The sequence below is a fragment of the Sphingomonas faeni genome, from assembly GCF_040407565.1.
GTDB classification, from domain to species: Bacteria; Pseudomonadota; Alphaproteobacteria; order Sphingomonadales; family Sphingomonadaceae; genus Sphingomonas; species Sphingomonas faeni_F.
The window spans coordinates 403231-426857 of record NZ_JAPZPR010000002.1; the positions used below are offsets into that span (position 1 = coordinate 403231).

18 protein-coding genes are annotated in these 23627 nt (G+C 66.8%); 6 read left to right on the forward strand and 12 right to left on the reverse strand.

All coding sequences use genetic code 11. The annotated features are described in order from the left end of the window. Positions 1–22 precede the first annotated feature (22 nt). The 3 genes from O6Y00_RS06265 to O6Y00_RS06275 all read right to left on the reverse strand — a co-directional run bounded on the left by O6Y00_RS06265 (position 23) and on the right by O6Y00_RS06275 (position 6309). Positions 23–2383 carry a TonB-dependent receptor gene (locus O6Y00_RS06265; RefSeq protein ID WP_353441737.1) on the reverse strand — a complete coding sequence of 787 codons (2361 nt, stop codon included), beginning with the start codon at positions 2381–2383 and terminating at the stop codon, positions 23–25. A gap of 81 nt (positions 2384–2464) precedes the next feature. After that, positions 2465–2944 (reverse strand): hypothetical protein, encoded by a 480-nt coding sequence (locus O6Y00_RS06270; protein ID WP_353441738.1) that lies wholly within the window; start codon positions 2942–2944, stop codon positions 2465–2467. 182 nt (positions 2945–3126) lie between these two features. After that, complete coding sequence (locus O6Y00_RS06275) at positions 3127–6309, reverse strand: TonB-dependent receptor (RefSeq protein WP_353441739.1); 3183 nt, start codon at positions 6307–6309, stop codon at positions 3127–3129. A gap of 444 nt (positions 6310–6753) precedes the next feature. Here O6Y00_RS06275 and O6Y00_RS06280 point away from each other — a divergent pair, with 444 nt between their 5' ends. The 5 genes from O6Y00_RS06280 to O6Y00_RS06300 all read left to right on the forward strand — a co-directional run bounded on the left by O6Y00_RS06280 (position 6754) and on the right by O6Y00_RS06300 (position 12265). After that, on the forward strand, positions 6754–7596 hold the full coding sequence (locus O6Y00_RS06280; protein WP_353441740.1) for a DUF3667 domain-containing protein: 843 nt from the start codon (positions 6754–6756) through the stop codon (positions 7594–7596). A gap of 15 nt (positions 7597–7611) precedes the next feature. Further along, entirely contained in the window at positions 7612–9255 is a 1644-nt protein-coding gene (locus O6Y00_RS06285; RefSeq protein WP_353441741.1) for a TPM domain-containing protein, read from the forward strand. Positions 9256–9537: 282 nt separating this feature from the next. Further along, complete coding sequence (locus tag O6Y00_RS06290; RefSeq protein ID WP_435368594.1) at positions 9538–11043, forward strand: sensor histidine kinase; 1506 nt, start codon at positions 9538–9540, stop codon at positions 11041–11043. Next, positions 11040–11636 carry a response regulator transcription factor gene (locus O6Y00_RS06295; protein WP_353441743.1) on the forward strand — a complete coding sequence of 199 codons (597 nt, stop codon included), beginning with the start codon at positions 11040–11042 and terminating at the stop codon, positions 11634–11636. The genes O6Y00_RS06290 and O6Y00_RS06295 overlap by 4 nt, the downstream gene beginning before the upstream one ends. A 179-nt stretch (positions 11637–11815) precedes the next feature. After that, positions 11816–12265, forward strand: coding sequence for a hypothetical protein (locus tag O6Y00_RS06300; RefSeq protein WP_353441744.1), 450 nt, complete (start codon positions 11816–11818; stop codon positions 12263–12265). A 103-nt stretch (positions 12266–12368) separates the two neighbouring features. Here the strand turns inward: O6Y00_RS06300 and O6Y00_RS06305 are convergent, their stop codons facing one another. Further along, positions 12369–13352 carry an NAD-dependent epimerase/dehydratase family protein gene (locus O6Y00_RS06305; protein WP_353441745.1) on the reverse strand — a complete coding sequence of 328 codons (984 nt, stop codon included), beginning with the start codon at positions 13350–13352 and terminating at the stop codon, positions 12369–12371. An 89-nt stretch (positions 13353–13441) separates the two neighbouring features. Here O6Y00_RS06305 and O6Y00_RS06310 point away from each other — a divergent pair, with 89 nt between their 5' ends. Continuing rightward, the gene (locus O6Y00_RS06310) at positions 13442–14317 is read left to right on the forward strand and encodes a LysR family transcriptional regulator (RefSeq protein ID WP_353441746.1); all 876 of its coding nucleotides are present in this window, start codon (positions 13442–13444) and stop codon (positions 14315–14317) included. Positions 14318–14488: 171 nt separating this feature from the next. Here O6Y00_RS06310 and O6Y00_RS06315 read toward each other — a convergent pair whose 3' ends face one another. The 8 genes from O6Y00_RS06315 to O6Y00_RS06350 all read right to left on the reverse strand — a co-directional run bounded on the left by O6Y00_RS06315 (position 14489) and on the right by O6Y00_RS06350 (position 23609). Beyond that, positions 14489–16054, reverse strand: coding sequence for an amino acid permease (locus O6Y00_RS06315; protein ID WP_353441747.1), 1566 nt, complete (start codon positions 16052–16054; stop codon positions 14489–14491). Between the two features lie 109 nt (positions 16055–16163). Next, complete coding sequence (gene lysA / locus O6Y00_RS06320; protein ID WP_353441748.1) at positions 16164–17396, reverse strand: diaminopimelate decarboxylase; 1233 nt, start codon at positions 17394–17396, stop codon at positions 16164–16166. A 49-nt stretch (positions 17397–17445) separates the two neighbouring features. Beyond that, the gene (locus tag O6Y00_RS06325; RefSeq protein ID WP_353441749.1) at positions 17446–17700 is read right to left on the reverse strand and encodes a hypothetical protein; all 255 of its coding nucleotides are present in this window, start codon (positions 17698–17700) and stop codon (positions 17446–17448) included. Next, positions 17697–18185 carry a methyltransferase domain-containing protein gene (locus O6Y00_RS06330; RefSeq protein ID WP_353441750.1) on the reverse strand — a complete coding sequence of 163 codons (489 nt, stop codon included), beginning with the start codon at positions 18183–18185 and terminating at the stop codon, positions 17697–17699. The genes O6Y00_RS06325 and O6Y00_RS06330 overlap by 4 nt, the downstream gene beginning before the upstream one ends. Before the next feature lie 13 nt (positions 18186–18198). After that, the gene (locus O6Y00_RS06335; protein WP_353441751.1) at positions 18199–18462 is read right to left on the reverse strand and encodes a hypothetical protein; all 264 of its coding nucleotides are present in this window, start codon (positions 18460–18462) and stop codon (positions 18199–18201) included. Between the two features lie 151 nt (positions 18463–18613). Then, positions 18614–19822: a histidine-type phosphatase gene (locus O6Y00_RS06340; protein ID WP_435368592.1), complete on the reverse strand. Its 1209-nt coding sequence runs from the start codon at positions 19820–19822 to the stop codon at positions 18614–18616. Between the two features lie 26 nt (positions 19823–19848). After that, a complete protein-coding gene (locus O6Y00_RS06345; RefSeq protein ID WP_353441753.1) occupies positions 19849–20940 on the reverse strand; it encodes a Ca2+-dependent phosphoinositide-specific phospholipase C in 1092 nt (363 codons plus the stop codon). Next, positions 20940–23609, reverse strand: coding sequence for a TonB-dependent receptor (locus tag O6Y00_RS06350; protein ID WP_353441754.1), 2670 nt, complete (start codon positions 23607–23609; stop codon positions 20940–20942). The genes O6Y00_RS06345 and O6Y00_RS06350 overlap by 1 nt, the downstream gene beginning before the upstream one ends. Positions 23610–23627 lie beyond the last annotated feature (18 nt).

Here is a 23627-nt window from a genome sequence, read left to right on the forward strand (position 1 = left end):
GCCATCACCCCCTTGCCTGTCATCACAGGCCCTTGGTCAGACGGAGTCCGACGGTACGCGGTGGTCCGACGAGATAGGAAAAATAGCTCGTCGCGCTGGTGTTGCCGGGCGAGGTCGTGAACTCCTGGCCGAAGACGGGGACGACATCGAACAGGTTGGTGACGAACAGTTCGATCCCCAGGCCGCCCTGCGTCCGCACGCCGGCAGCGCCGTCGACGAGCGTATAGGCGGCACGCGGCAACACCTCGCCTTCGCCGAATCCGCTGTCGGTCGCGCCGACATGGCGGGCCGCAGCGAACAGCGTGCCGGCAAGATCGCGGGTCAGCGCGACCTGGTAGTCACCGCGCGCGTTCCACGTCCACCGCGGCACGTCGAGCACGCGCGATCCGGCGGCGAGCAGCAGATTGGGGACCGCGTTGCGATAGGTCGCGTCGGTGAACGCTGCGCCGGCCGCCAGGTCGAGCCCCCGGATCGGCGAGGTCGACACCTCGAGCTCGCCGCCCCGGCTGCGGACGCGACCGGCGTTGACGGTGAACGAGACGGTTGTCGCGTTATTGATCCCGCACGCGGTTTGAAACGCCTGCTGATAGTCCTTCCAGTCGATCACGTACGCCGCCCCGTTGATCCGCAGCCGGCCTCCGAATAGGCTGGTCTTGGCGCCGAGTTCGTAATTGTCGGTCCGGTCGCTGTCATAGGGCGGCGGCACGTCGGGGATGCCCGCCGCACGCCGTTCCGCAGGCAAGCAGATGTCGTCGGTCACCGGCGCGTTGACGCCGCCGGTGCGGAAACCCTGCGCATAGCTGGTGTAGAGGGTGACGGCATGGCTCGGCGCGTAGCTCGCGGTAAAACGCGGCGTGACGCCGCTCTCGCGATTGCGCTCGTCATACGCGTAGGCGAGGTCGCCGCCCGCGACGCCGCCGATCCCGTAGCGTCGGCTTGCCTCGCGCTGGCGATAGGCAAAGACGCGCGCGCCGGCGGAAACCTTCACCTTCGGGACGACCGCATAGGTCAGCTCGCCGAACGCTGCACGCTCGCTCTCGCGAAAGCGGACCGTGGCGTCCTGGATGACGGGCGGCGTGCTCGCACCCAGTGGTAGCGGTGCGACGACGCCGAACAGGTCTGCGACGGTGATGGTGCGCCCCGAATTCTGGCGCAGGTCGCGGTAGAATGCGCCCACGACGTATTGCAGGCGACCGGTGCCGTCGGACACCGCGCGAACCTCCTGCGTGAACTGCCTGGTGCGACCGACATCGACGAGCGGGGTCGGGAACAGTTTGCCGCCAGGGCCGGGGCCGACGACATTCTCGACGATCGGAGAGTCGAACGCGGTGACATCGAACAGCAGCCGGTTCCGTCGATCTAGATACGACGCGTTGGACGACAGGGTGAAGCCGCCCAGCATGTCGAACCGTTGCTCGACCAGAAGCGAACCGACGACGAACCGATCCTTGGCGAACGTATCTTCGTAGTGCGCCTTTTGCCGCGCGCGCTTGCCGAACGTCACGTCGCTATGGGGGCGATCGGCGTTGCTGTAGCTATCCTGCCAGACGAACGACGGCGTGATCGTCAGCGTCGGCGTCGCGTTCCAGCGCAGGGCCATGCGCACGGTGCCGGTGCGTGTCCAGTTGACGTCCTTCCGCACCGCCGACGTTCCCGCGTTCGCGGTCAGATCGCCGGTCGTCGGCCGGAGGTCGTCGATCCAGCCGCCCTGCCGGACGACGCCGCCCGAGACCCGCAGCGCCAGCGTGTCGGCGACGATCGGCAGGTTGACCATCGCCTTCGCATCCCAGGTCGTACCGCCATCGGTCACGCTTGAGACACTGGCTTGACCCGACGCCGCGACCCGTGTCGGATCGGGTTGGTTGGTGACGATGCGGACCAGGCCGCCCATCGTCGACGATCCGAACAACACGCCCTGCGGTCCGCGCAATACCTCCACCCGCGCTACGTCGAACAGCTGTGGATCGGGCTGCGAGAAGCCGCGGAGCGCGCGCGTCTGGAGCGGTGTCTCGTCGAGGTAGACGCCCGTCGTCGGCGACTGGACGAAGCCGACCCCGCCGATCCCGCGAATGATATATTGCGAATTGCCGAGGCCGGTGGTCGCGAATGCCACGCCGGGCACCGCGTCGGCGACCCTGGAGAAGTCCTGCGCGTTGAGCCGGCGCAGCAGATCGGCGGACAGGATCGTGACGCTTGCCGGAACGTCCTGAAGGGCTTGCGGCCGCTTTTGCGCAGTGACGATAATCTCCCCGGCCTCGCCACGCCGACCACCGTCGGTGTCAGCGGACGTGTCGCTAGGCGGGGGAGATACCTGCGCGGAGACAGGTATGGCGAACAGCAGGCAGGGCATGAGCGCCCCCGCCGCCGGATGAAATCGGATCATGGACGGGCCTTTGATCGCCCCGGCGCGGTGCGCACGGAGCGTGGATGGCGCAAGCTCCCGCAGAAGCCTGCAACGGGTCGATCAAAGGAAGCCCGGCGGTCCTCGCAGCGGCGGTCGCAAATGGCTGCGCCGGGTGAACGTCGGCAGCATGACCGGCAATAGCCCCAGGGCCATGACGGAGGTAATCAGCGCGACCAGCAGAACCGGATCGACCGCACCCAGCGATGCGGCGGACAGGCCGGAGAAGGCGCACGGCATGTCGCGCTTGCCGTGATCCTGCGACTTGCCGTGGTCCGCGACGTCGCCGTGCATACCAGGCATCGCCATCGCTTCGGACATCGCCTCCGACGTCATCGCCCCTGGCATCGCCATCGACCTTGCCCCCGACATTGCCCCCGACATTGCCATGTCGGTCGCCATCGCCATCGGCTGGGCCGCGACGCCGGGACACAGTTCGATCGTCACGCGTCCATGATGGCTGCCGACCATATATCCGGTCGGCACCAGCAGCTTGAGCATCAGCGTCGCGGCGCACAGAAGCACGACGAAGCAGCGATGCATCAGGAGACGGCGAACGAAGAGCACGTGCTGCGGATAGCGTACCCCGCGGGTGGTGTCATCCGGCGCCGGGCGCGCCGGTGATCGATCCCGGTTTCACCAAAACTCCCGACCACCGTGCCGCCCGTCGTCGCCCGGCGCATCGTCATGGTGTCGTCGCCGCCAACCGGTCTAGGCCAACCGGTCTAGAACGTCCCGCGCAGTCCGACCAGGAACTGACGGCCCGGCTTGTACTGCGTGAACGTCGCGTTCTCGAACTGGAAGTAGGAGCGCAGCGTCGCGTTCGTGAAGTTCGCCACGTTCACCGTCAGCTGCGGCGCGTGGGCAATCCCAAAGATCTTGTCGAGATCGAACGACGACGAGAAATCATACGTCGTGTAGTCCGTGCCGAACAGCGCCGCAGCAGGGATGCCGTTCTGCGCCGTCCCGCTGTTGACCGACCCCTCGCGCGAAGTCGTCGACACGCGCAGCATCACGCCGTGCTTCTCGTAATAGCCGGTGATGTTGTACGTGAACGGCGAGACGCCGAACGCGGTGGCCGGCCCGTCGCTACGCTGGTCGACGACCGTCGCGTTGGCGTTGACGCCGAACCCGGTGACGCCGATCATCCGCGTCAGGAAATCGAGCGGCTGGACCCACTGGAATTCGAGCCCGTTGATCGTCAGCTTGTTGGGCACGTTGACCTGCGACGTGACCTGCACCTGTGCGGCACCGGGGCCGCCGCGCGCATTGATCGCGATCTGCTGTGTCGGGTTGAGCGTATCGTAGGTGATCCCGTACTGCGCCAGGTTCGAGAACGGCACGGTGCTGATCGCGGTGTTGGTGAACCCCGTGATCGACTTGCGGAAGGCGTTGAAGCTGATCACGCCCTCGCGCCCGGTATAATATTCGAACCCGAGATCGAGGTTGGTCGACAGATAGGGCTTCAGCGCCGGGTTGCCGATGTTCGCCTGGTCGGCTGACGGCGCACCGAAGCTGACGCCGGGCAGTTGCTGCGCGGGATCGGGACGCGTCATCGTCCGCGAGCCGGCGACCCGGACCACCGCATGTTCGCCGACGTCGTAGGCGAACGTCGCCGCCGGCAGCCACTTCGCATATTCGTTCCGCGTCTTCACGATGTTGACGATGTTGGCATACCGGCTGCCGTCGGGCAGCGCCACGCCGGTAGGGGTCGTGTTGCGCGGATCGGGAAGCGAGACGCGACCCGAGATCGTCTGGATCGTGTTGACGTAGCGCACGCCGGCATTGAAGCGCAGCAAGTTGCCGCCCAGTTCCTGCTCGCCGTTGAGCGTGGCGAATGCCGACTTTACGATTTCGCGGATCAGGCCGCCGCTGGCCCCGGTGTTGGAGCCGCCGGTGTCGGGTGCGGCGTCGTGGAACGCCTGGTAGTTGGTCGCCGCGGCGAAGGCGGGGAAGTCGACCGTCACGAAGCCCGCCGGGCCGGGCGAGAGATAGCCCGGGGCCGCTCCATTCGGCACGAGCGACCCGCCATAGGTGATCGGCCCCGACAGGCCGGTCGTCGATCCGGTGCCATAGCCCGGATAGGTCGGGTAGCCCGCGGGCGCGACGCCGGGCGCGTTCAGGCCGGCGCAGGGTGGCTGCGAATTGGGCGATGGCACGAACACGTTCGGGTTGTTGCCGCACACCGCATTCTGCCAGGCCTGGCCGTTGTCGAAGCCGCGGATGCGCCGCGACACGTCGTCGAACGCGCCGCCGACCTTGAGATTGAGCGCCTTCTCGCCCCAGGTCAGATCGCCGCGTGCGCCCTTGCTCTTGTTGAGCCGGCGTTCGTCCTGGAGGTTCACGCGACTGCCTGCGTTCCAGCCGAAGTTCTTCGGGTCGTTGAGGTCGAGCGCGCTGACGATGCTCGGGACGCCGCCGGTGTTGGTATAGGTTACCGTATTGCCGACGCCCAACGGGGTCGTCAGGCCGACAGTCGGGCTTTCGCGGTGGAAGGTCGAGCGCGCATAATTACCCTGAAGATTGAGCTTGAGCGTGTTCGAGATCTCCCACTCGCCACCGGGGTTGATGCTGAACAGCTTGGTCGTCTCGGTGTACGGGCGGAATTCGTCGAAGAACTGCGCGTTGGCGAACGTGCCGCCGGTCACGACGCAGCCGACCGTGCAATCGGTCTTGTCGAACGTGAGCTTGGTCGGGATGATCGCCCCGTTGCGGACGATCCAGGCCATATCCTCGCGGATCAACTCGTTCTTCTTGTAGCCGTAAAGCCCGTCGACATAGAGATGCAGCGTGTCGATCGGCTGCCACTCGGCGCTGATGATCGCGTTGATCCGGTCGCGCGGACCACGAATGCTGGCGACGCGTCCCAGCCGCGGCAGCAGCGCGTTGTCGATCTGCTGGATCGTCGCACCGGGATTGTTCGCGAGCAGGAACGCGGAGTCGATCGTCGTCCCCGCGACCAGCCCGGCCCCGGCGCCGACCGGTACCACTGCCGGAATCGTCCAGTTGCCACCAGCGGTCGTGTTGCAGCCCGACGCGGCGCCGCACTGCGCGGCGGTAAGTGCGGGATTGGTATAGCCGATCGTCTCGAACCCGCGTGTGTCGGTGAACAGGCGCTGGGCGGAGACGCCGGCGAGAATGCCGAACGTGTCGTTACGCCAGCTGCCGATCAGAGAGCCGCGCGCCCCGATCCGGTCCTCCGGCGTCTGCTTCGTGCCCTGCACGTTATACGCCAGGAACGAGGTCGACCGGTCGAACGGCCGCGCAGACCGCAGATCGATATTGCCTGCCGCCCCCCCTTCGAGAAGGTCGGCCGTGTAGCTCTTGTTCACGGTCAGCTTGGTGAACAGGTCGGTCGGGAAGAAGCTGAGATCGACCGAACGATCGGTGCCCTGCGCATCGGTAGCGCCCGAGGAGGCGACCGCGATCGTCGCGCCGTTCAGCGTCACGTTCGTGAAGTTCGACCCGAGCCCGCGGATCGCGACGTTGGTGCCCTCGCCCGTCACGTCGCGCGTGATCGTGATGCCGGGAATGCGATTGAACGATTCGGCGATGTTGGTGTCGGGGAACTTGCCGATATCCTCGGCGAAGATCGAATCCGTGAACCCGGTCGACGCGCGCTTGGCGTTGGTCGACTTGGCGAGGCTCGAGCGATAGCCGGTAACGACGATGTCTTCACCGGTGGTGCCTTGCGTATCCTGGGCCTGAAGCGGCGCTTGCCGGGCTGGGGTCTCGGCCCCCGCATCCTGCGGGTCCGCTGGCGCCGGCGTCGGTGTTGGCGCGGCCGTTTGCGCCGGGGGCGCCGCAGCCGTCTGCGCCGTAATCGCGGTTGCCCACAGCGCGCTCATCGTCGTCGCGCACAACAGCGCAGCGCGCGTCATGCGCGGTACCATTTTATAAGATGCCATGGTCAGGATCCCCTCTGAGACTTTGCCGACGTTGCGACGAGACGCGTTATTCTTGGTGGTAGTCGAAGCACGATGCACAGGACTGGGCGCGGAAAACGCTCTGCGAAATCGGTATGCGGCCTGGCAAATCGTCCGCGTCCAAGCCCTCCATCTCCCGATCACGCCTGTCTGTGCAGTCCGTTGATAGCGGTATCTTTTAGGTAGGTTGACCGGCGAGTCAAGACAGTTCTGTTAGGCCAAATCAGGTGGATTTGCATGACCAGATGCCGGCCATATCAGGGCCTTGGCAGAAGTATCTTACGCAGATCTGCCTTACCAGCGCTGCGCTGGGTGATAGCGGTAGCACTGTGCGCTCGCGCAAAGGCGAGTTGAAAAGGCTGCGCCGGTTCCTTGGCGAGGTAAACCTGTGCTAGGTTTCGACGCACGATAACCACGGGAGTTGAGATGGCTGATCTCCGCCGCAGGCTTGCCGACGCGTTCGGCGAGGATCCGCGACGCACCCCGCCCGTTCCCGATATCGCGGTGTCGGACGATTGGTTCGCCCAGCCCGAATGCCGCAATTGCGGGGCCTCGTTGACGACGGCCTATTGCGGCGCGTGCGGTCAGAAAACCGCGAAACGGTTCGTCTGGCACGATATCCGCAAGGAAACCTGGGATCGGCTCCGCCTGTTCGAGCTGCCCGCGGTGCGGACGCTAGGCCGGCTGATCGTCTCGCCCGGTACGGTCGCGCGCGATTACGTGATGGGTCGGCGCACGGCCTACATGCATCCGCTGAAGCTGCTCGTGGCGACCGTCGCCCTGCTGGTTCTGATGCTAGCGACCAACCAGTATTTCAGCGTCTATGCAGGCGTCGATCGCGATGGCGTCGTCAAGCGCATGGCCGCGCAGGTGCTCGCTTACTCCAACTGGAGCTTCTCGCTTGGCATCGTCGCCATCGTCACCGCGGCAGCGATCGTTTTCCGGCGCCGGCTCGGCTACAACCTGATCGAAGTGATAGTGCTGGCAATCTACTGCCAGTCGATCGTGTTGGCGTTCATCAGCATCAACCTGTTGCCGACGCTGATCTGGCATGACCCGGCCTTCATCCTCGCGCACAAGGCGGCGTCGCAGGTTTACGTGCCCATACTCAAGACGTTGGTCGTCGTGGTGGCCTATCGCCAGTTCTTCCTCCTCACATGGCGAACCGACTGGCCAAGGCTGTTTTTAGCCGGCATCATGGTCTCCGCGATCAACTGGACGCTGCTGCGCATCTACGCATGGGCGATCCTGTGGCTGGTAAGCCGCTGACGAGGAGACGGTGACATGCGGACCCTGCATCTGGCATCGATGAGCGTGCTGGCAGCCCTCCTGACAAGCGGATGCGGCAAGGGGGACGACACCAGCAAAACGGCGTACAGCGCGGCCAAGGTCGAGGCGATCGCGTCGACGCTGCAGGCGTGTTCCTACGACGGCAAGCCGGTCCAGGCCGATGTCGCCGCGCTGACCGGCGGCGCACCGCGGGATTGCGCCAGCGCGGTCACGCGGATCATGGGCTATACCGGCCTCCCCGCCAATTTCGTCGTCGTCTCCGGGCCGGTGCCCAACGCCGCCGCGATCATCATGCTCGACGACAAGCGGGTGCCGCGCCGGGTGATCGCGTTCAATCCCGCGTTCATGAAGGCGGCCGAGGCGCAGGTCGGCGGCAGCCCCTGGGGTCCGATCAGCATCATGGCGCACGAGATCGCGCACCATCTGTCGGGGCATACGATCGTACCGGGCGGCAGTCGGCCGGAAATCGAGCTGGAAGCCGACAAGTTCAGCGGCTACGTCCTGCAGAAGATGGGCGCCCCACTCCCCGAGGCGCAGCGGATGATCCTGACGGTGGGCAGCAGCCATGGCTCGCCGACCCACCCTGCAAAGGACCAGCGCGCCGATGCGATCCGCCAGGGCTGGCTGCAATCCTGCACGCAATCGGGTGGGCTTGAGTGCGCGAGCGGAAAAGCGCCCATGGCGGGCGGTGCGGCCACGGGCGCGATCGCCGAAGGTCCGACAGCACCACAGCCGACCGCAACGCCTGCGATCGTGAACGCCTCTGTCCCTGCCCGCCTGCTGCCTACTCCTGGATCGATACCGTTCAAATACGGCCGCTTCATCGTCGACGAAACCGGACGGCTCGACCCAGTGCGCGTAAAGAGGATGGAGCAGCGGCTTTATCGTCTCGCCAAGGATTCAGGCGTCGAAATGAGCATCCTGGTGGTCGACGACCTGAAGGGCATGTCCGCGAACGACTATGCCTGGGCTATGATGCGCCAGTTGCGGATCGGCAAGCTCGACGTCGGCAACGGCGCGGTCGCGGTCGTCGCGCCTCGGCAACATCAGGCCGGGGTCGCATTCGGGCCCGGTCTCGCCAAGGAAGCCGAATTCTCGGATCCGAACGCGCAGCTCCGGCAATGGATCGACGCGGCATGGCCCAATTGCGAGGATGCCGACGGATGCGCCGGCTGGACCGACGCGCTGTTCACCGTGTTCGACGGGACGTTGTTCTGGGCCGAGCGCAGCAAATGGACGATCGGCTATCAGAGCCTGGGCCAGTTGCTCGACCATTATACCGCGATCAACGCCGAGCGGATGCGCACGAAGCGCCCGTTCGACGCCGCCACCGACCAACCCAACGGCAATCTGGTCCGGGTCAAGGGCCGCATCACCAACCTCAAATCCTCGACCGGCTTTGGCCAGGCGAACGAACGGCTGCTGGGTGGAAAACTCGGGTACACCGCAGTCAGCATGACCACCGATGACGGCCACGACCTCGTGCTCTACGTCGCGCCGCGCCTTGCCCCCCTGATGCCGTCCGGTGCCCTCAAGGACGGCAACCGGTATACCGCGGTCGGCCGCCTTCAGAGCACCGGCGACAGGGCCAGCAAACAGGCCTCGTCGATGTGGCTGTTCAGCTACGACGCGATCTGATCGTCCTTCTCGCACACCCGCTGGCGACGCGCCGCCTTGCCTGCTTGGCGGTCCAGCGAGGGCGGTGGCAGTTCTCCTGCCGCAACGGCGTGGAACGCTGACCCAGAAGCCGTTGCACGCCACGATATTCCGGGAATTGACCGGATAGGTCCAGGTTCGTGAATCGTGCAATAGGCCGCGATGACCTCGTTAGCCTCTGCATTCATGGACTTGCGCCGCCGACCTCGTCTCCTCACTCTCGTACCTCGGCTCGACGACCTGCCCTGGCTGGCGGGTTATGCAATGTTGTTCTGGGCGGCTCACCAGATCGCCGCGGAATGGGGTGGCCAGGGCTATTACTCCTTGCTCTATCCCGCCGCCGGGCTGCGCATGGCATTGCTGTGGCAGCGAGGACCACGGTTGACGATCGGGATCGCGATCGCAGAAGTGCTCGTGCAGGTGTCGACGGGCGTGATCGATCCGACTTCCGCAGGATTTGCGACGCAGGTCATCGGCGTCGTCAGGCCACCACTTGTCTACGGCCTCGTCGTTTTGCTGGTGCGGAGGATCACCGACCGCGCCGAAACGAGCCTGACCGTACCGCCGATGCCGCTCGGGCTGGCCTCGGTCGCCGCGCCGATCGCCGCGGCGGTCTCTGCGTTGCCGTGGTCGGTGCTGCGGCCCGAGCTGACCGGGGTGTCGGGAATGCGCGAGATCATCGCGTCGCTGACAAGCTTCGTGGTCGGCGACCTGCTCGGCGTGTTGCTGCTCACGCCGCCCGTGCTGTGGCTGATCGACCTGTCGTCGGGCACCGCATCGCGGCCGCATCGCATCAAAGCGGCGGCCGTCATGGAAGCCGTCCTGGTCCTGGCGGCGGCGTTCGCAATCGAAGCGATGCTGGTGGCGATCGGCCTGGGAACGCCCTACACCCCGGTGCTGCTGTCGGTTGCCTGGATCGGCCTGCGGTTCGGCCGTACCGCGAGCTGGCTCGCGATCGTCATCGTCGCCGCGATGGTGCTGCCGCAGACCACCATGCCGCTGCAGATGCCCGAACGGCTGGCGCTGCACATGAGCCTCGCCTCGATCATGGTGGTCGGGTATCTCGCCGGCAGCTTCGCCGATGCGCAGGCACGGGTCGGCATGGACCTGCGCCGTCGCGACCGCCTGCTGTTCCAGGCCGAGCGGTTGAAGACGTTGCGCGCCATGTCGGTCGCGGTCATCCACGAGATCAGCCAACCGCTGTCGACGCTCGCGATCGAGGCGAAGCATCTTCACGAAATCACGGTGTCGGCCGATCCGGAGATCGCCCGTACGGCCGCGCTGATCGACCGGAAGGCGGCGGCGCTGTCGACGCTGGTCCGCCGGCTTCGTCGGTTCGGCGGCCGCGCGGTCGACGAACCGACGCCGTTGCCGCTGGTCACGCTGATCGATACCGTCGCGGCGCTGGCGCGGCCCGAGGCCACCGCGCAGCGCGTCGAGCTGTTCGTCGACGCGATCGATCCCGATCTCATCGTACTCGCGCAGGAAGTCGAGCTGGCGCAGGCGATCGTCAATCTCGTCCGCAACGGCGTTCAGGCGTGCGCCGACGGCCGCGTTTCGCTTACCGCGGACAGGGTGGAGGACCGCATCCGCATCATCGTGGCGAACCGACGTCGGCCAGATACCGGGCGGCAGGCGGGCATGGGGGTCGGCCTGCTGGTCGCACGCGCCATCGTCGAGTCTCATGGCGGCAGCCTCGTCAGGGCCGGTGACGCCTTTGGCCAGACCCGCGCAACCATATCACTCCCCGTGCATGAGGTAGCACTATGAACGATCGCGGTGACGACCTTGCGCACGGACTGGTCTACGTCGTCGACGACGATCAGGATCTGGGTGCCGCCGTGGCGCGCCTGCTGGTGCGGCACGGTCACGCCGCGAAAGCGTTCCTCGACCCGGTACCGCTGCTCGACGTCTACAGCCAGGCGCCGGCGCACTGTGTCGTGACCGACGTGATGATGGGCGACATCGACGGGTTCGATTTCGCCGATCGGATCCGGATCGTCGATCCGTGCGTGGCGATCATATTCATGACCGCGTGGCCGACGACTGCCAACGCCGTCGACTCGGTCCGTCGCTATGGCGGCCTCGACTATCTCGAAAAACCGATCGACGAGGACCGCCTTCTGGCCGCGATCGCGGAGGGCGTCGGCTGGTCGAGGACGCAGCGCACGGCCCTGGCGCGCACTGCCATGCTCACCCCCCGCCAGCGCCAGGTGTTCGATCTGCTGGTCATGGGACACAACAACCAGGCGATCGCGGCGGTCCTCGACATCAGCCCGAAGACGGTGGAGGACCACCGCGCGGCGATCGTCGCCAAGACGGGCACCAACGGCATCGCGCAGCTGATCGCGCTGTCGAGGTAATGATGAGCGGCGCCCGCACCGGCGGTCAAAGGATCACGGGCAGGACGGCCTGGAACCCGTAGCGCTCGGTATATTTCCCGGATTGGGCCGGCAAAAAGATCGCGATACCGACAACACCGATGGCAAGGTTGATCGGATCGCAATTGAAGGTTTTGAGAGAACTCTCCGTTCAATGCCGCATGAACGTAGCCGGCACCTGGTCCGACGGCTGTATCCATGACGTGTCTGACCAGGGCCTGCTGCTTTCCAGCGTAAACCCGCCGCCGACGGGCACATATGTCGACATACGGCGCGGTACACTGGTGATCATCGGACGCGTCGTCTGGAACGGCGGCAGCCGCTTCGGCGTCCGGACGCAGGATCCGGTCAGCCTCGCCGCGCTCAGGAACGAGCCGGTGCTGAAGCAGCGCCCGGGCATGTCCGACCGCCGCAAGCCGAGACCGGGAGCGTCGACGCGGACTCCCGCCGAAACTGCCGACAGGAGCAAGCGGCTTTCGTCGTCGTTCCAGTTCGTCTGCCTGACGATCATCGGCTTGGGCATCGCCTGCGCCGCCGCCGCCTATTGCTATCAAACCCTCGCGTCGCCCGTGAATGCGGCCGCCGCCACGCTCAACCACGCGGTCAGTTGATGCGGCGACGACGACAGCGGGCGGGGTCGGCAACTTTGACGGCGAGTCGAACGGCCGACCGATAGCGTCCCGAACAGGACCCCGCCCCGCTGGGAAAGGTCGCTCAGCCCGAACCGCCGCCGACTTGGGATGCGCCATATTGCGCGAAGGCGTCGACAGTCGCCGGCACGCCGAGTTCGAATGGGGTCGGCACGAAGCCGAAGCGGCGGGTGAACTTGCCGCCATCGACGACATACGGGCGATCCCAGGTGAAGCCGACATCGACCACCTCCCTGGCAAAGCGATACACCAGCCCGATCGGTCGCAGCAGCACGAAGGGCACGGCCAACACCCGCAGTCGCCTGCCGAGCGCAGCGGCGCCGATCGCGAGCAAGGCACGCGGGGTGCGCGTCGTCGCGCACGGCATGTTCCAGGCCTGGCCGAAATCCGCGTCAGGCGCATCGAGCAGGATGATCGCGGCGCGGGCGATGTCGGGGACGTACGCAAAGTCGTGTGGCGTGTCGGCCGGCACCAGCAACTGCGCCGGCTTGTTCCTGGCCAGCTCGCCGAACGCACTCACGCCGAGATGCGACACGTCGACGCCGGGACCGTAGAAATCGGAACACCGCAAGGTCGCGATGCGTACGCGGTCGCGCGCGTCCTGCCAGATGCGCGCCACCTCGGCGAGGATGGCGGGCTTCTCGCCCATTGTGGTCATCGCCATCTCTTCGGTGCGCGGCGCCGTCTGGGGTCCGAGCTGATACAGATTGTCGATGAACACCAGCCGGGTGCCCGCCGCCGCGCAGCCTTCCACAATGTTGGTCATCGTCTGCGGCCACGTGGTACGCCACACCCGCGAGTCGTAGGCGAAGCCGACCGCGAGGACGGCTTGAGCGGCACCGTCCAGCGCCGCGCGGACATCGCCCGCATCGAGGACGTCGCAGCGAACATGCTCGACGCTCGCCGGGAGAGTCGGCGGCTTGGTGCGGGTCGCGACCCGCACGCGGTCGCCCCGCGCGACGAGCAGCGCCACGATCGGCTTCCCGACTGCGCCATATCCGAACACGGTGATTAACGGGGGGATCTGCCGGGTGGTTTGCTGAGTCATCGTCTGTCTCCATTGCTGCAGGACGGAGCTACCGGACGACAGGCACATCGAAAATTGCCGAATAGCGTTGACCTGCTATACGCAAACCGATGAGCGGCGATCCCGACTGGGCCCTTTACCGGACATTGCTCGCCGTGCTCGACGAAGGCTCGCTCTCGGCCGCCGCCCGCAGCCTCGGCCTCACCCAGCCGACCGTCGCCCGCCATGTCGATGCGCTGGAGGCCGCGCTGGGCGCAGACCTGTTCGTACGATCGCAACGCGGGCTGGATCCCACCGATCTCGCGCACGCGCTTCGACCGCAGGCCCGGATCATGGCGACCACCGCCGCGGCGCTGTTGCGCACCGCGAGCGGCACGCCCGGCGCGGTCGCGGGCACCGTGCGGATCAGCGCAAGCGACGTGGTCGGCGTCGAACACCTGCCGCCGATCCTTGCGCGGCTGCGGCGCGACCATTCTGCATTGGTGATCGAACTGACGTTGTCGGATCGGCTCGACGATCTTCTCGCGCGGGAGTCCGACATCGCCGTCCGCATGACCGAGCCGACGCAGACCGCGCTGCTGGCGAGACGGCTGCCACCGGTCGAGATCGGCTTTCACGCGCACCGCGACTATCTGGAACGGCGCGGGACGCCGTCCAGCATGGCGCACCTCTCGGGGCATGACCTGATCGGATACGACACGACGACGCCGGTTCTACGCGGCCTGACCGAACGGCTCCCGCCCCTGGACCGGCAGGCCTTCGCGCTCAGGGCAGACAGCAACCTCGCGCAGCTCGCGGCGATCCGCGCCGGCTTCGGGATCGGCCTGTGCCAGATCGGCATGGCCCGGCGCGACCCGGATTTGGTCCGCGTCCTGCCCGCGGTAGGGTTGCCACTGCCATTGTGGATCGTCATGCACGAGGATCTCAAGACCAGTGCGCGTTTCCGTGCCGTGTTCGATGCCCTGGCCGCCGGATTGGCGGGCTGATCGCCGTCCAGCCTCGTATGAATGGCAACGGAGAGTTCCGGTCGACGCCTCCGCCGGCGGAACAGATCCCGACAGACCGCGCGCGAGCGACCGCCTTCGTGTCAGCGCCCGGACCCGATCGGTCCGCGCGCCTCATTCGCTCGAAACGCTAGCCGCTCGCGCCTATGGTGCTCAGAGTTGCTCGCCGGTCGGAGCGACATATTCGCCCATGGCGGGCGCATCGTCCTGTGGTTCGCCGCGCTGCAGGTTCGAATGACGAATGCCGTAGACAAAATACAGCACGACGCCGCCTGCCAGATACCAGAGGAAAAACGTCAACACCTTCACCGGAACGGTCGTGATCAGATAGACGCACGACGCGATCCCCAGCAGGGGCACCACCGGGTACAGCGGCACGGTGAAGCCCCGTGGCAGTTCGGGCGCCGCGCGGCGCAGATAGATGACCGCCAGGCAAACGATCGAGAACGCCGACAGCGTACCGACCGAGGTCATGTCGCCCAGCACGTTGATATCGAAGAACCCCGCCGCCACCGCGGTGATGACGCCGACCAGCACCGTGTTGACATAGGGCGTCCTGAAGGTCGGGTGTACGGTCGCGAACACGCGTGGCAGCAGGCCGTCGCGCGCCATCGTGTAGAAGATCCGGGTCTGACCGTACATCAGCACCAGCACGACCGACGTGAGGCCGATGATCGCGCCGATCTTGATGAGCTTGGCAAGCCAGCGCCAGGTCGGGCCGAAACTGTCGACCACCACGGCAACCGGATCGGGCACGTTGAGCGCGGTATAGGGCACCAGCAGCGTCATGATCGCCGCGACCAGCATGTAGATCACCGTGCAGACGACCAGCGCCCCGATGATCCCGAACGGCATGTCCTTCTTGGGATCCTTCGCCTCCTGCCCCGCCGTCGAGATCGCTTCGAAGCCGACATAGGCGAAGAAGACGATCGATGCGGCGCGCATGACGCCGTCGACGCCGAACTTGCCGTCGCCCTGGCTGGCGGGGATGAACGGCGTCCAGTTGCGCGCGACCAGTTCGTTGAAGTGCGACAGCACGATCGCGCCGCCGACCGCGATGAAGGCGACCAGCACGCCGACCTTGATCGCGACGATGATCGTGTTGACCTTGGCCGATTCCGCGACGCCGCGCACCAGCAATGCGGCGAGTGCGAGGCAGATCAGGCACGCCGGCAGGTTGAAGATCGTCGTCACCGGCTGCCCGTCGACCAGCACGGGCGCGCCGCCGCGCATCAGCAGATACCCCGCCGGCCCGGTGAACTGCGGCGGAATGTGCACGCCGAAATCAGCCAGCAAGCTCACCACATAGCCCGACCAGCCGACCGCCACCACCGACGCCGCCAGGCCGTATTCGAGCAGCAGCAGCGCGCCCATCATCCACGCGACGAACTCGCCGAGCGTCGTGTAGCCGTAGGTGTAGGCCGATCCCGACACCGGCAGTGTCGACGACAGCTCGGCATAGCACAGCCCGGCGAACGCGCAGACGATACCGGCGACAACGAACGACAACAGCACCGCCGGTCCGGCATGCAGCGCAGCCGCCGAACCAGTGCGCACGAAGATGCCCGCGCCGATGATGCAGCCGATGCCCAGCATCAGCAGGTTCCATTTGCCGAGCGTGCGCTTGAGTTCGCTCGCGGCGGTTTCGCGTTGCACCTGCGCGATCGATTTGCGCGCGAACATTCGCTCGACGATGCCCCTGCGAGCCTGCGATGCCATATTTCCCCCGGGGTTCAAGAACGAGCCAGCCTCGCTCGAGCCTAGCGGACAAGCGGGCCAACACAATCCCGTTAGTTTCCATGGGGCTTAAGGCTGCGAGCTTGGCGCCTCAGGCGGCGAACTCCGCGGGCAGGTAGCGATCGGCGACGATCTCGAACCGATCGCCGTCGACCAGCACCTGGGGGCACAGCGCGCGGCAGTTATACGTCGACGCCATCGCCGCGCCATAGGCCCCCGTCGCGTGCAGCACGGCGAGGTCGCCGCGGCGGACGCGATCGATGTCGCGGGCGACCGCGAACACGTCGCCACTCTCGCAGACCGGGCCGGCGATAGTGGCGGTTATGCGGTCGCCATCGGGGATGACCGCCTCGAACCGGTGGAACGCATCGTACAGCGCCGGCCGGGCGAGGTCGTTCATCGCCGCGTCGACGATCACGAACGGGTAATCCGCGCCCGGCTTGACCCAGATCACCCGGGTCAGGAGCACGCCGGCGAGACCCGCAACGACGCGGCCGGGCTCGAAAATCAGCTCGACGTCCCAGTCGCGCGTGACCTTGGCGACCATCGCGGCATAAGCGTCCAGCGTCGGGACGACCTCGTCGGCGCGGTACGGGATACCGAGCCCGCCGCCGAGATCGACCCGGCCGATGTGGTGCCCCCGCGCGCGCAGGTCCGCCACCAGCGCCCCGATCCGGTCGTACGCGTCCTCGATCGGCCCCAGGTCGCGCAACTGGCTGCCGATGTGGAGCGCGACCCCGACCAGGTCGAGACCGTCGAGACGCGACAGCCGATCGTACATCGCCGGCACATCGGCGATCGCGACGCCGAACTTGTTGCCGCGCCGCCCGGTCGAGATCTTGGCGTGCGTGCCGCCATCGACGTCGGGATTGACGCGCAGCACCGCGGTCGCCCGCCGACCTCGCGCCCGCGCCAGTGCGGCGAGCACCTGCCCCTCCTCCTCGAGTTCGAGGTTGAACTGGCCGACACCGGCGGCAATCGCATCGGCGAGTTCGCGGTCGGTCTTGCCGACGCCGGAAAACACGATGTCCGACGCCGCGATCCCGGCGTCGAGCGCACGCCGCATCTCGCCGCCCGAGACGATGTCGGCGCCGAACCCGCAGCCGGCGAGCAGGTGCAGCACCGCGCTGTTCGGGTTCGCCTTCACTGCGAACGCGACGCGCACCCGAGGCAGGATCGACAGCGCCGCCCTGAACCGTCCCGCCGCATCGCGCAACGCGGCGGCGGAATAGACATGGACGGGCGTCCCCACCGCTTCGGCGATCGCCGGCAGCGGAATATCTTCGGCGCAAAGCACGCCATCACGCGGTACGAAACAGGGCATGGTCACTCGCAGTTCGGCTATCGCTATCAGGCTGTCAGGCCGGTGGGGCTCAGGAATGCGGCGGATCGCGCCGCCGACGCACGCGAACGGCGTGGATCGCCTCGGCGGTGTGACAATGGCCAAGCCGTTCGGCCCGAAGCGCGACGACGACGCGCTTGCCGTTGATCGCCAGCGTGAGGCCGAGCAGCGCGATCGGAAACAGGAGCATCGCCAGCACCAATGCATCCAGCGCCGCGGCGACGCCGCAGGCGCCGACGGTCAGCGCAATGCCGATCGTCCGCCACAGGATATCGCGTCGCGTCATGCCGCGACGTCCCGCGCGTACGACGCCGTCTGGTCGTCGATCACCAACCGCCCTGCCTGCCGCAGCGCCAGGACGGCGTCCGGATGCCAATCCTGCACGGGAACGCCGTGGCACAGGATGATGTCGGCAGGCAGGTCGTGCTCGGCCTGCAACGCGACGACCAGGTCGGCGACCTCGAACGACACGCCGATCGCCGGGTCGGCAGCACGGTTTGCGGCCGCCCGCGCGCGCCCGATCGACGGCGGCGATCGATCGATCCCGCGCGCCTCGATCGCGGTGAAGCCGAGCGCCCTCGCATGGTGTGCCGCCTGCAACAGCAGCGTTCCCGCGCCGCACTCGGCATCGACGATCCGGACCGCGTGCCGGCCATCGGTGCGCAATGCCGTCAAGGCAGCCACGATCTGCGGCCAGCGCGCATCGTGGACCGCCGTCCTCGCCCCGGTAACAGCAGTACGCGACCGGACCGGCAGAGTATGAACGTTCATGACACTGCCTCCCTCAAGCCGCCCGCGGCAGCGCGCGTTCGTCGCGGCCGACGGCGGCAAAGGACACGACCGGCGTCAGCGGCCGGTCGGCGATCTCGACGCTCGCATGATGGATATCCCGCTCGGCCTGCGCATAATGCAACGCCGCGGCGTAGGAGATGAAGCGGCCTTCGAGCGTGCGCATGCTGTCCTGGACGAGCCAATGCCCCGCGCGATCCTGGCCGACATAGATGACGAGCCCGCTAGGGTCGGGCTCCGATATGGGTTCAGACGACATGTCGCCTTCGCTGCCTTTCGTGACACGGGCGTGCTGCCCGCCCGCATCATCTACGGTCGACGAAATAGCGTTTCGAGATCGATCGACGGCGTTCGCATAGTGCACGCATAGTGTTCGCTGGGTCGGTCGCGGTTTCGATCCCGTGACAGCATCATCTGACGGGGCTCAGTGGTGCCAGATGCGAGGTGAGCATTCGGGAAAACGCCGCGGCGGAACACGAACGGCCAGCGCATCCGGGGATCGTCAACACCTGCAGCGACACCGTTCGGCCGAGCGTGCGGAGCGTCTCCGGCGACTGCGTGCGGTACGACACCCGCACGAACCGCTTGCCGCTGCGGACGTCGCGCACACGTTCGAGGAGCAGCGCGCCGGCGGGGGGAACATCGTTGGTCGCGTAGCCCGGCGCTTTCAGATCGACGCGGAGGGCTGCGGCGAGCGCGGTGACGTTGGTGTCATGCCCCATGAAGACCGTCAGCCGCGGCCCCTCGGAAGACAAGGCCGCCACCACCTCTCGGCCGAGGACGGCGGCTTGGTGCGCGGCCATGTACGACGGTCGCGTGTACACCGCGAACAGCGCCGCGTGGAGCGCGCCGAGCCGTTGCACTGTCGCAGGATCCGTCCGGCCCCAGCCGACGCTTGCGCGGGGCAGGCCTTCGACCTCTTGCAGCAACAGCACCTGTGCGATCCCGGACGCGGCGCGGATCGGCCCGGCGAGAACGAGGTCGTGGCCATCGGGACTGGCGCTGATCGAGGGCGCGCCCGTGGACAGGCATCCGCCAGACGAAGACGGACAATCGAGCACCCGATCGAGCAACGCGAGCGCAGCACGGTGGCGCCGGACGAGCGCCGCCATGCCGCCCGTTTCGCGATTGATCGAGACGATCGCCGCTGCCGGATCGAACGCGGTCGCCTGCGCGCGTAGCGGCTCGAAGATCGGATCGGCGATACCAAGCGGCAGATGCGCGACCTCGAGGGGGCAGCCGGGGGCGAAGCCCGCCGCATAGGCTTCGCCACTGGCGATCGTCCGGTCCGAACTGTTGGAGCGAATGCGGACGGCACCGCCCGGACACCCGTTCGCCGCGAGCAGCCCGCGCGATGCCAGCAGGCGACGATCATGGGCCGCAACCCGCTCGATCGCGCGGATGCCATGCGGCGTGATCCGGCTTTCCGCCACCGGCCATGCCGGCCACGGCGCACCGGTGCGGGTGCCCTTCGGCACCTCGCCATCGAGCGGCGCCCGGATACCGTGCCGCATCACCAGCACCGCCCGCTCGACGACCAGGGTCTGCCTCGGTGCGGCCATGGCGGCCGGCCCCAGCAGCAGCCCGGTAGCGAACCAGATGCCGCCGATCACGCCCATTGTGGCGCAACGGCTCGCCCCCGGCCTCATGGCTGCAGACGGCATCCGCCGACCACGCGAACCGGGCTGCACCGCGCCATCGCCGTGTTCGGCAACGTCACGGCGAAACGCGCCCGCAACGGATCGGGCGCGCCCGGATAATAATCGGTGCTCACCGCCTGTGCGCCGCTCGCCATCGCCGCACGGGCCTTGCCATAATCGCGGCTCCGCGCTTCCACCGTGCCGGCGTCGGTACGCGTGCGCACGATCACGCCTTCCTTCACCCAGCGCAGGATTCGCTCGCCATCGACCAGCGGATCCTGGACGATCTGGATCGCGGATTCAGGCTGGTCGTCCGGGTACCAGCCGAACATCGCCCGGCCGGCGAGCGAGGGATGGCCGGCGCGATAGACGTCGGACACGGCTTTCCGCACGTCCAGCAGAATATAAATCCGCCCCCGCGCCGCCGCCAGCGTCGGCCAGCCCCGCGCGTGTACCGCGTCGCGCAAGGTCGGCGCCGTGCCGCGCACCTCGTCGGGCGTGATCAGGCGGCGGCCCGGCAATACCGACCGGATCTCGCCGTCGAGCGCGTCGAGCAGCCCCGTGTCGTCGAGCGGTATGGGGGGGCTGATCCCCGGTCGATCCGACGGCGTATCGGCTGCATTGATCGTGATCATGAGCGGCAAATGCCGCGGATGCGCCCGCGACCAGCGATCGACCTCGCTGAGACAGCGCACCAGCGTCACGCACGTGCTGATGTAATCGATGTCGGGAATGTGGAAGACCTTGTACCCGGGCTTGAGCATCGCCGCATGATCGAAGCGCGTGGTCTCGCCCGCGGCCTTCGCCCACACCTCGCCCTTGGGCGACGCATAGCGCCCACCGTCGGGATCGGCGAAGATATCGATCTCGATCTGGCGCACGCCGCGGTCGAGCTGCTGCGCAAGCGGCAGGTGATAATAGTCCAGGCCTTCCGCCAATTTCGGCTCGGCGGCACGGATCTTGGCCATCACTGCGGTCGGTATGCGCGCCTTGAAGCTGTTGTGAGAGCCGACGACCTGGATGTCGTTCATCGCCCGCTGCGCCATCGCGCCGGTCGAAACCAGCGCGGCGGCGGCGAGAAGCATTGCCCGGAGCATCAGAACTGTGCCCGCACGCCGAACAGGATGGTGCGGCCGTAATTGTTGATCTCGCCGAACTGCAGCTGCTTGTCATTGTAGCTGTAGCTGTTGGCGTTCGCGATATTGATCGCCTCGACGCTGAAGGTCAGCGCGTCGGTGGCACGGACCGAGATATTCCCGTCGAGCGATCCGAACGCCGCGACAAAGGTCGGCACCTGCGTAGTGCTGCCGATTCCCGAGAGATACTTGTCACGCCACGTATAGGAAATCCGCGTCGACAGTGGCCCCTTGTCGTAGAAGCCGACCACGTTGAAGCTGTTCTTGGACAGCCCGATCAGCTGATCCTTGATCGGTCGCGCGCCAGCGGTGTAGTTCGCCTGCACCGAGGTGTGGGTATAGGATGCCTGCACGCCGAGCCCGTCGAACGGGGCGGGCAGGAACGTGAAGACCTGGTTGTAGGCGGCTTCGGCGCCGTAGACCTTGGCCTTGCCGCCGTTCACCTGCGTGCTGAGCAGCACCGTGCCGCGGCCCGGTATCTCCACGTTGATGTTCTGCGCGGTGATGTAATCGTCCAGCGCCTTGTAGAACAGCGCGCCGGTGAGCGAGCCCGAGCGGTTGAAATACCATTCGAGCGATCCGTCGAACTGCGTGGCGAGGAACGGTTGCAGCGCCGGGTTGCCACCGCTCGCGGTCGGCTGGTCGGTCGACACGCTGATCTGCGGCGCGCTCTGCGTCACGTTCGGCCGCGTCAGCACCCGGCTGGCGGCGAGGCGACCGACCAGATCGCGGGTCAGGTCGGCGCGCAGGTTGAAGCTCGGCAACCAGTTGCTGAAGGTCTGCGGAAAGCTGGCCGGCGTGGCGACGGTGCCAGTGGTCAGCGTGCCGCTCGCCACCTGGTCGGTATGGACATAGCGCACGCCGACATTGCCGGTGACCGCGACGCTGCCGACCGGGAACGCATAGTCGGCCCGGACATAGCCCCCCGTGGTTTTCTCCGTCACCACGTACGATGCGCGCAGATCCCCTGCGGAAAGCGGGCTGTTGGCGACCGCGTCGGTGAACAGCTTGTCGTAGAAGACGCTGGTGATCGGCACGAGCCACGTGCGCGGGATGTTGCCCCCGACGCCCGACAGGAAATTGTCGAACGGAAGTTGCTCGAAGCCGTTCGGTGCGAAGCCGGTGAGCGACGTACCGGCGGCCGGGCTCACGGTGAAATCGCGGCGGCGGTAATCCCGCTTGCGCCAGTGATATTCGCCGCCCGCCGCCAGTTTGGTGATGACACCGTCCATCTCGTGATCGACATCGAGGCGGCCGTAGGTGTCCCAATCCTTGCTGTTCTTGGGCGCGATGTTGAACGGGTAGAGCGTGTACTTGGAGGGATCGAGTACGTTGCCCGGGGTCGAGAGCGTCGGCGCCACCTTGTAGCCGCCCGACGAATCATAGCTCAGCGGCGCGAAGAACTGGATGCGGCTGCGTACCGTGCCCTCGGCGTAGCTCGGGTGATAGCTGTGCGCGAACGACCAGTTGGCGTTGGCGACGACGTGCCACCCCTCGGGCGTCCACGCCTGTTTGAGCCCGACGCTGATCAGGTCGTGCCGGTTGAGGCTGTACTCGCGCGTACCCATGAAGCGCACGTCGTTGATCGTCGCGGCGACCACGGTGTTGCCGTCGAGCTTGACCGAACCGGGTACCAGCACCGGCTTGTGCCCCGCGACGCTGGCATCGTCCGGATAGATGTCGAGCCCGTATTCGTCATAGGCGATGTCGAGCCGGGTCGCGAGCACGTCGAGCGTCGTCTCCAGTTCCGGGCTCGGTTTCCACTGTGCCGAAATCATGCCCGACAGGCGCTTGCGATCCTCGGTCTCGACCGTGGGTCGGGTGCGGCCCGGGGTGTAGAAACCCGTGCCCAGCGCCGAGGCGAACTTATCGAGATACCAGCCGGTGTTGTAGGACCGGTCGTTGCGGACCTCCTTGCCCCAATATTGCGCGCCGGCGAGAATACCGAAGGTGCCGTCCTCGGTCTTGGCGCTGGTCAATATCGTGGCGTTGGGCTTCACCTTGTCGGTCAGCGTGGTGTAGGTGCCGCGCAGGTTGAGCGTGGTCTTGTTGCCGACGTCGAGCGGGCGGAACGTCTTCACGTCGATGTTGCCGCCGAGCGCGCCCTCGGTCATGTCCGGGGTCGGCGTCTTGACCACGTCGATCTGCGACACGAACTCGGCCGGCAGCATCTCGAACCGGAACTGGCGTCCGTTCGCGCCGCCATTCTCGATGAGGTCGTTGATCGCGACCGGGCGACCGTTGAGCAGCGTGCTCTGGAACTGCGGCCCCAGCCCACGGACGCTGACGTACAGCCCTTCGCCGCGCGGGCGGGTGATGGTGACGCCCGGCACGAGTTGGAGCGCCTCCGCGACGTTCTGCGCAGGGAATTTGCCGATGTCGGTCGCATTGATCGCGTCGACGCCGTAGGCGGCCTGCCGCTTGGTCTCGGTCGCCGCGGCGAGGCTTCGCGCGTAGGAACCGGTGACGACGATGTCATCCGCGGTACTTGCGTCGGTGTTGGCGGCGGGGGTCGGCTCGCTGGTGCTGGACGCACGCGCGCTCGTCTGCGCGGTGGCCGGCTGGGTGGCGCCCAGCGCCGCGAGCGTAAGCGGCAGCGTCGCCCAGAGCAGGCGCGAATAATGCAACATGTCGTGTGTTTCCCCTTG